Here is a 7,437-nt window from a genome sequence, read left to right as displayed (position 1 = left end):
GCCGCACGGCAGTTGCTGAGCATGGCCGCCGACTCCTTCGAACGGCTCGGTGCCGCGGGCTGGGCCGAACGGGCCCAGGCCGAACTCCGGGCCTCTGGCGTGTCCGCGCGTATCTCGTCGGCGCACCTGGCGTCGCTGACCTGGCAGGAGCGCCGGATCGCCGATCTCGCCGCCGGGGGCCTGACCAACAAGGAGATCGGCGAACGAATGCACCTGTCGCCGCGCACGGTCAGCTCCCATCTGTACCGCGTCTTCCCGAAGCTGGGGATCACCACCCGCGCCGCGTTGCGCGACGCGCTGGGCAAGGAGTTTGAGGGCCAGGACATGTGAAGTGATCACGTATCTGAGGGATGTGGCTGATGGATGTGAGTGACAAGGCGGAGCGCCCGGCAGGTGCGCGGAGGCCCGTGGGCCGGGTACTGGTGGTGGGGGCCGGACCGGTGGGGCTGGTCGCCGCGGTGGAACTGGCCCGCAGAGGTGTGGAGGTGCGCCTCGTGGACGCCGCCGGGGGGCCCTCCGGCGGTTCCCGGGGGAAGGGACTGCAGCCTCGGAGCCTGGAGGTTCTCGACGACCTCGGGGTCGCCGGCCGGATCGTGGCCACGGGACGTTCGCGACTTGCGATCCGCAAGTACCGGGGCCGGACGCTCATGGGAACGAGTGAGGTGAACGCCGACTCGCCGGAGCCCACCGCCGCCACGCCGTACCCCCGTACCCTGCTGATTCCCCAGTGGCGGGTGGAGGAGGCACTTCGCGAGCGGCTGAGCGGGCTGGGCGTGGAGGTCGAGTACGGGTCGGAACTGGTGGGCCTGGAACAGGACGGCGATGCCGTGCACGCCTCCGTGCGGACCACGAGCGGGACCGAGCGTGTCTCGTACTCCTACGCGGTGGGCTGCGACGGCGCGTCCAGTACCGTGCGGGGGCTCGTGGGGGTGGGGTTCCTCGGAGAGACCGACGAGACGGTCAGGATGCTCACCGCCGATGTCGAGGTGAGCGGTCTCGACCGCGACTTCTGGCACTGGTGGCCCAGCCCCGGTGGAGAGCTCCTGGCGATGTGTCCGCTGGCGGCGACCGACACCTTCCAGCTGCAGGTCGGCGTGTCAGCCGACACCGCGGGCGAGCTGTCGCTCGCACGGATCCAGGCGCTGGTCGAGGAACGCAGCGGGCGGACCGACATCCGTCTCAGGCGCGTCGTGTGGCAGTCGGTCTGGCGATTCAACGTACGGATGGTTGACCGCTACCGGGTGGGCCGGGTGTTCCTGGCGGGCGACAGTGCTCATGTGCACTCACCGGCCGGCGGTCTCGGAATGAACACCGGAATCCAGGACGCGCACAACCTCGGCTGGAAGATCGCGTACGTTCTGGACGGTGCTCCCGGGACCCTGCTCGACACCTACGAACAGGAACGGCTCCCGATCGCCGCCGACGTCCTGAACCTGTCCTCCGAACTCCTCGCCGGACGTGTCAGGGGAGTCGTACCGGGGGAGGGGCGAGGGTCCGACACCCGGCAACTCACGGTGCGCTACGCCGCCAGCGCGCTCAAGGGCGCCGGCGGGGAAGGACAGGCGGGGGTTCAGGCGGGCGACCGCGCGCCGGACTCACTGCTGCGGGCGGCGGACGGAACCGGGGTCCGGCTCTTCGACCTGCTGCGCGGGCCGCACACGAGCATGATCGCCTTCGGGCCCCGCGGCTCCCGGGCCGCCGCCGCGCTCGTCGAGCGCTTCCCCCGGGATCTGAGGGCGTTCACCGTTCTGCCGGCCAGAACCCCCACCTCCGAGGCGGGGCCGGACTCGCTCACCGACAGCGAGGGCCACGCCCGCCGGGACTACGCCGTGGACGGTGACACCCTGTTCGTCGTCCGGCCCGACGGATACGTCGGACTGCGAGCCGAGGACCCGGACGAGGTCCAGGTCCTGCGGTACCTCCGCCGGCTGATGCCCGAGGGACCGGCGGACCGTGAACCATCGATCCGCTCCCTGTGATGCCGTCGGAACACGATGATCAGTACGCCGCCGGAACTGCGGACCCCGAAGCGTCGGACGCGGCACGCGACGCGGCCATCACCATGCCCCCGTCGACGGTGCCCCGCCGGAGGCGAGCTCCCTTACGGCCGGTGCGGCGATGGTGTTTCGCGCCGCGCTTGGCCGAGAGGACACCGCCGCTCTCAGCACCGCGGACCCGGCGTCTGCGGGGCGCTCAGTCGGCCGGTTCCCGCTGCTTCGGCACCGGCGGCACAAGGTACCCGGTCCGGGGCTCCCTGCGCGTAGGGCGCGCGCCCCCCGACGGGGCCGCTATCTCCCGCAGGGAGAGGTCCGAGCGAGGCTCGAAGCCCAGAGATCCGTACAGCCGCGTGACTACTTCCTGGCCGGCTTCGGCGTGCAGGAAAGGAGTGTTGCCCTGGTCCGTGACCAGGGCGGAGAGGTGCCCGACCACGCGCCGGGCCAGACCCCGCCGCCGGTACTCGGGCAGCGTGCAGACGGTGCTGATCTCGGTGTGACCCGCGGGACGCATCCGCAAGCCCCCCATGGCGACCAGCGACCCGGATCTGCGCACACCGAAATACGTGGTGCAGCGGTGGCTGCCGGGGGGGAACGGACCCGGCCGGGTCGCCTGGATCAGCGCCGCCATCTCCGGGATGTCCGCCGGAGTCAGTTCTCGTATCTCGTTGTCGTGTGTCGTCACCGGGCGTCGTGCTACGAGCTGCACGCCCCGCACGTGGGACACCGTCCGCCAGCCCTCCGGGAGCTCCGGGTCCTGGCCCACCAGCGACAGCACCCCGCCCGGCCCTGCCAGCACGGCCGCGTCCGCCCAGTCCTCCAGGTCCGGCCGATCCGGCAGCGCGGCGAAGGCGGCGAGATCGGGTGCGTATCGCAGGACGCGGCCTCGTTGACGGGCGAAGCGGGCGTGTCCCGCGGTGAGGGAGGCGCGTACGGGAAGGTCGAGCAGGTGAGGCATCAGCGGCTTCCATCGGTGCGTGTGGTTCCCCCGTTCCGCGAAGGCGGAGCCACCGCCGCCGACGGCTGGTCGGCGGCTTCTGTGAACAGATGACGATCCGCGCCGGAGCGCCGGCCCGGCACGGGCAGGCGCGTGGTTCGGGGCCGGCCGCTCTTGCGCGGATGCCGTGTCCGGCCGGCCACGACGGTCAGGAGGCCGGCATGAAGACCGCCTTGGTCTCGAGGAAGCTCTCCAGGCCCTCCGGTCCTCCCTCGCGTCCGTGGCCCGACAGCTTCATGCCGCCGAACGGGACGTTCGGTGAGATCTCGAAGCCGTTGACCGCGAGGTGACCGGTGTTCACACGAAGAGCCACGTCGAAGGCACGCTCGACGTCTGTCCCGAACACGCTGCCGCTCAGGCCGAAGTCCGAGTCGTTGGCGAGACGGACGGCCTCGTCGACGCTCCGGTAACCCTGCACGGTCACCACTGGTCCGAAGATCTCCTCGCGGGCGATCGTCATCCGGGGCGTGACGTCGGTGAACACGGTGGGGTCGATGTAGTACCCCCGCTCGAAGCCGGCACTTTTTCCCCCGCCGGTCAGCAGCCGGGCACCTTCCCGACGGCCCGACTCGATGTACCCGAGAACACGCTGATACTGGCGTGCGTTCAGGACGGGCCCCATGTCGGTCGCCGGGTCCCAGGGGTCACCCACTCGCAGGGCACGCACGGCGGCGGTGTAAGCCTCCGCCACCTCCGCAAGGCGGTGGCGGGGGGCGAGGATGCGCGTCTGGGAGAAGCAGATCTGACCGGAGAACGGCATGGTGAACGGGGTGAGGGCGGGCAGCGCCGTCGACAGGTCGGCGTCATCCAGGAGGATCGCGGCCGACTTCCCGCCGAGTTCGAGCGTTGTGCGGGCCATCCGCTGAGCGGCCACCTCGGCGATCCGCCGGCCGGTGGGCACGCTGCCGGTGAAACTGATCTTGTCCACCGCCGCGGACGCCACCAGCTGGGCCGACTCCTGGGTGTCCGCCGTGATGACGTTGAGGACACCCGGCGGGATGCCGGCTGCCTCGGCGGCATGCGCGATCACCAGCGCGTCCAGGGGGCTCTCGACCGGAGACTTGAGCACCACGGTGCAGCCGGCGGCGAGAGCCGCGGGGATCTTGTGGGAGAAGATGTTGAACGTGGCGTTCCAGGGCGCGATGAGCGCCGCCACCCCCACCGGCTCCCGCACGACCCGCGCGTGGCCGCGTGCGGTGGGCCGCCGTTCACGGAACGCGTACCCGTCGAGAAGTTCCGCGAAATGGTCGAAACGGCTTTCGCCGGCGTGAATGAGGCCCTGGGCGAAGCTGATCGGAGCCCCCACCTGAGCCGTCCACAGGCGTGCGAGGAGCGGCAGCCTCTCACGTATCTCGTCGGCGAAGCGCCTCAGATACCCGGCACGCTCCGAGGCGGGCATACGAGGCCACGGCCCGGTGTCGAAGGCGATCCGGGCGGCGGCCACAGCATGATCCACCTCGGTGCTGTTCGCCAGCGGCAGGCTCAGCATCTCCTCCTCCGTGGAGGGCGACACGAGTGTGACGCGGCGGGTGGAGTCGCCGGGTATCCAGCGGCCACCTGTGTAGAAGCAGTTGAGGAGTTCGTCGGGGAGATCGACAGCGAACGCAGACATGGTTGCCCATCAGGTCGTCGGGGGCAGTGAGAACCACCGGCGCTCGGTGTCCCTGCCGATTGCTCAGGTCATCTCGCCTCATCAAAACAGCTGACGTGCTCACACGTGTGGCTCGAACAAGCCCTGCTGTTCATAGGTTTGCCAGTGCTACCCTTGTGGTAACCCGTCGGCATAGGTGAGGAATGACCGGATGGCATCGTATGCTCCCTTGGGTGAGTTCCTGCGATCCCGGCGGCTGGCAAGCGATCCGAGTCTTGCGCCCCTGCCGACCAAGGGTGTGCGCAGGGTACCCGGTCTGCGGCGTGAGGAAATCGCCCAACTCGCCGGTGTCAGCCCTGATTACTACGCCCGTTTGGAGCAGGGCCGTCAGGTTGCCCCGTCGGCCACGGTCCTGGCGTCCCTCGCGGCGGCGCTCGACCTGGACGCCGCTGAACGGGTCCATCTGTATAATCTCGCTCATCCCTCGGTGACCGACCGCGACAGCGGGACGGCGGCCCGGTCGGCGCAGCCGGGTCTGATACGCCTCATGGATGCGGTCGGCGACAGTCCCGCCGTGCTGCATGGCCGGGGCACGGACGTCCTGGCCGTCAACGAGGCCGCGCGTGCGGTGATCGCGGACTTCTACGCGAAACCCGCCGGGGACCGCAACGTCGCCCGTTGGTTCTTCCTCGACGAGAGTTCGCGCCGGTTCGACGACTGGGACGCCGTCGCCGGGGACGTCGTAGGAATGCTGCGGCTCGACGTGGGACGGTACCCCGAGGACCCGCGGCTGCGGTCGCTGGTCGATGACATGAGAACGAGGAGTCCGCTCTTTGCGGCGTTCTGGGAGGGGCAACGGGTCGCACTCGACGTTCCGGCGCGGAAGGTGATCCGGCATCCCACGGCGGGGGCGCTCACGTTCGACGTGGTGTGTGTGTCGCCCCCGTCGGAGGCGGATCAGACCCTCTTCGTCTTCACGATGAAGTCCGGTTCCCCCACGGAGAAGGCGGTTGCCCGGCTGATGGCCGAGTGGAGGTCCGGCGGCGCCGTCACGTGACGGTCTTGCGGCGGGACCGCCGTCCCGCCGACCGTCAGATGACGGATGTGTCGGGTATCGCCATCCATCGACGCTGGAGCCGCGTCGCGCGGCGCCAGTTGTCCGTACCGTCCCGTCCGGAGTTGAGCCTGATGACATTCCACAGCAACAGGCGGGGGCACGCCGACCGTCCGGTCGGGTCCGTGCGGCCCCTCCCGAGGCGCCGACCCAGGGCCGTCAGTGTCGGCCCGACCCCGACCCCGACCCCGCCCCCGCTGGTCGGGGGACGCGCCTCCGGCCGGACCCCGGTCGCACTGAGCGACGTCGCCCGATCACCCATGCCGTCCGGCGTGCGAGGCGCGCTCGTCACGGCGGTGGACAACACCCCGAACCGCACGTTCCAGGTCGCCTGGTCATCCCATGCGGCGCCGTCCCGTATCCCACCGGGTCGCATCCGGCTTTCCTGGTCGTCGGCGGGCGAGGACCTCATGGACGTCGAGGCCCGTCTGGGCCTGCCGGGCGCAGTGGTCCTGCTGGCCCGATGGCCGGGCGGGGGCACGTTTGCCGGTGAGACTCGCGGCAGGCAAGTCTCACCGCACAGCTCTGCGCACCCTGCTGCGCATCCCGCTGCCTGCCACGGGGACGCCCCGCGTCACCGGCGTCGACGACTTCGCTCCTACAGCAACGGCCCCACGGCTTCGACGAACTGCGGGCCGTAGCACGGAAGCTCTGGTCCATCGGGAACAACCTCGCCATCGCCAGCACGGACGGGGCGGACTTCGTCGACGCCGCCGACCAGGACAGCGTCTTCCGGGGCTTTGGACCTGGGCCGGAGCAACCTGGCCTCAGCGCGGGGGCCCTGTCGATGTCGCCGGGACGGCCGTCTCTCGTCCGTCCCGTGGAGGCGCGGCCTGGGCCGCGCCTCCACATCTGGTTCAGCAGCTGGGTGTGTCCGTGTCGGGATCGCGGTTGGCTCCACTGATCCGGCCCAGCTCCTCGGTAGTGACGCCGGGTCTGTCACTGGGACTGGTCGTGGACCGCATCCCCGCCAGTTGGAGGTCCAGGTGTCGCTGCCACGCGTGTGGAGCCACCGAGCCGCTCGTGGTGATGATGCCGCGGATGGCCCATACCGTCGTCATGACATCCCCGAGCGTGATGTCCGGGCGGACTCGCCCACGCTCCTGGGCCTGGCCCAGCAGTGCACCGACCAGGCTGCGCAGCTGGTCGGCGTGGGCGGCATTCGAGCGGCTGACAAGCTTCTCGCCGAAGCCCCGGTGCTCACCGAGGGAACTGCCCAGCACCCGGAGAAACCTCTCCATCCCGCTGCCGTCACCCCTGGCCAGCGCAAGCTGGGCAGCCTCGATGTGTTCACCGTGGACGAGCCGGATCAGTTCGTCCACGAGGGCTTCCTTGCTGGGGAAGCGGCGGTAGACGGTGCCGACTCCGACTCCGGCCCGTGAGGCGATGAGTTCCATGCTGGCGTTCGTGCCGAACTCGGAGACGACCTGCCATGCCGCGTCCACGATCAGCTGTTGGTTGCGCACCGCGTCGCGTCGTAGTCGGCGGGCGTCCCCGTCCTGCTCCGTCATCGCTGAGCCGCACTCCCCTCTCGACCGGCCTGCCGCTTCGCGCTAGGTCCGTGACTGCCTCCCACCTCGGCAGGTACCACTTCCGCGGGGGTACCCAGGGACCCCTCTGGCTCGCTTCGTACGACGACGTGACGTCGTCGAGCGGTCGCGGGTATGAGGGCGGCCGCCACGGCGGCGACGGCCAGAGCGCCGGCCAGCAGCGTGAAGCCATGTGTATAGCCGGACTCCGC

Annotated in this window: 8 protein-coding genes; 5 read left to right on the top strand and 3 right to left on the bottom strand. The window is 70.3% G+C overall.

Annotated elements, in window-relative coordinates; translation table 11 throughout:
• Together ACFU5K_RS30665 and ACFU5K_RS30660 are read left to right on the top strand one after the other, a co-directional pair.
• On the top strand, positions 1-330 hold a 330-nt coding region (locus ACFU5K_RS30665; RefSeq protein ID WP_384067646.1), incomplete at its 5' end, for a helix-turn-helix transcriptional regulator.
• Between the two features lie 29 nt (positions 331-359).
• Positions 360-1,979 (top strand): FAD-dependent monooxygenase, encoded by a 1,620-nt coding sequence (locus ACFU5K_RS30660; protein ID WP_384067643.1) that lies wholly within the window; start codon positions 360-362, stop codon positions 1,977-1,979.
• A 214-nt stretch (positions 1,980-2,193) separates the two neighbouring features.
• Here ACFU5K_RS30660 and ACFU5K_RS30655 read toward each other — a convergent pair whose 3' ends face one another.
• Together ACFU5K_RS30655 and ACFU5K_RS30650 are read right to left on the bottom strand one after the other, a co-directional pair.
• The gene (locus ACFU5K_RS30655) at positions 2,194-2,952 is read right to left on the bottom strand and encodes a GNAT family N-acetyltransferase (RefSeq protein WP_384067640.1); all 759 of its coding nucleotides are present in this window, start codon (positions 2,950-2,952) and stop codon (positions 2,194-2,196) included.
• Positions 2,953-3,139: 187 nt separating this feature from the next.
• Complete coding sequence (locus ACFU5K_RS30650) at positions 3,140-4,603, bottom strand: aldehyde dehydrogenase (RefSeq protein WP_384067637.1); 1,464 nt, start codon at positions 4,601-4,603, stop codon at positions 3,140-3,142.
• A 190-nt stretch (positions 4,604-4,793) separates the two neighbouring features.
• On the opposite strand from ACFU5K_RS30650, the gene ACFU5K_RS30645 reads away from it, so the two are divergent.
• Entirely contained in the window at positions 4,794-5,639 is an 846-nt protein-coding gene (locus ACFU5K_RS30645; RefSeq protein WP_384067634.1) for a helix-turn-helix transcriptional regulator, read from the top strand.
• Positions 5,640-6,249: 610 nt separating this feature from the next.
• Positions 6,250-6,600 (top strand): DUF6924 domain-containing protein, encoded by a 351-nt coding sequence (locus tag ACFU5K_RS30640; RefSeq protein WP_384067649.1) that lies wholly within the window; start codon positions 6,250-6,252, stop codon positions 6,598-6,600.
• On the opposite strand, the gene ACFU5K_RS30635 is transcribed toward ACFU5K_RS30640, so the two are convergent.
• Positions 6,554-7,207 carry a TetR/AcrR family transcriptional regulator gene (locus ACFU5K_RS30635; RefSeq protein ID WP_384067631.1) on the bottom strand — a complete coding sequence of 218 codons (654 nt, stop codon included), beginning with the start codon at positions 7,205-7,207 and terminating at the stop codon, positions 6,554-6,556. The two genes, ACFU5K_RS30640 and ACFU5K_RS30635, sit on opposite strands and share 47 nt — an antisense overlap.
• A gap of 50 nt (positions 7,208-7,257) precedes the next feature.
• Here ACFU5K_RS30635 and ACFU5K_RS30630 point away from each other — a divergent pair.
• Positions 7,258-7,437: hypothetical protein (locus ACFU5K_RS30630; protein ID WP_384067628.1), on the top strand; the 180-nt coding region annotated here is incomplete at its 3' end.

Origin of the sequence: Streptomyces sp. NPDC057428 (genome assembly GCF_042803195.1) — a bacterium.
Classification (GTDB): Bacteria; Actinomycetota; Actinomycetes; order Streptomycetales; family Streptomycetaceae; genus Streptomyces.
Note: the sequence above shows the minus strand (reverse complement) of the source record. Positions and strands in the feature narration are given on the sequence as shown.

Coding starts and splice junctions, on each gene's coding strand:
- ACFU5K_RS30660 (WP_384067643.1), top strand. CDS start 360: ATGGATGTGAGTGACAAGGCGGAGCGCCCGGCAGGTGCGCGGAGGCCC.
- ACFU5K_RS30655 (WP_384067640.1), bottom strand. CDS start 2,952: ATGCCTCACCTGCTCGACCTTCCCGTACGCGCCTCCCTCACCGCGGGA.
- ACFU5K_RS30650 (WP_384067637.1), bottom strand. CDS start 4,603: ATGTCTGCGTTCGCTGTCGATCTCCCCGACGAACTCCTCAACTGCTTC.
- ACFU5K_RS30645 (WP_384067634.1), top strand. CDS start 4,794: ATGGCATCGTATGCTCCCTTGGGTGAGTTCCTGCGATCCCGGCGGCTG.
- ACFU5K_RS30635 (WP_384067631.1), bottom strand. CDS start 7,207: ATGACGGAGCAGGACGGGGACGCCCGCCGACTACGACGCGACGCGGTG.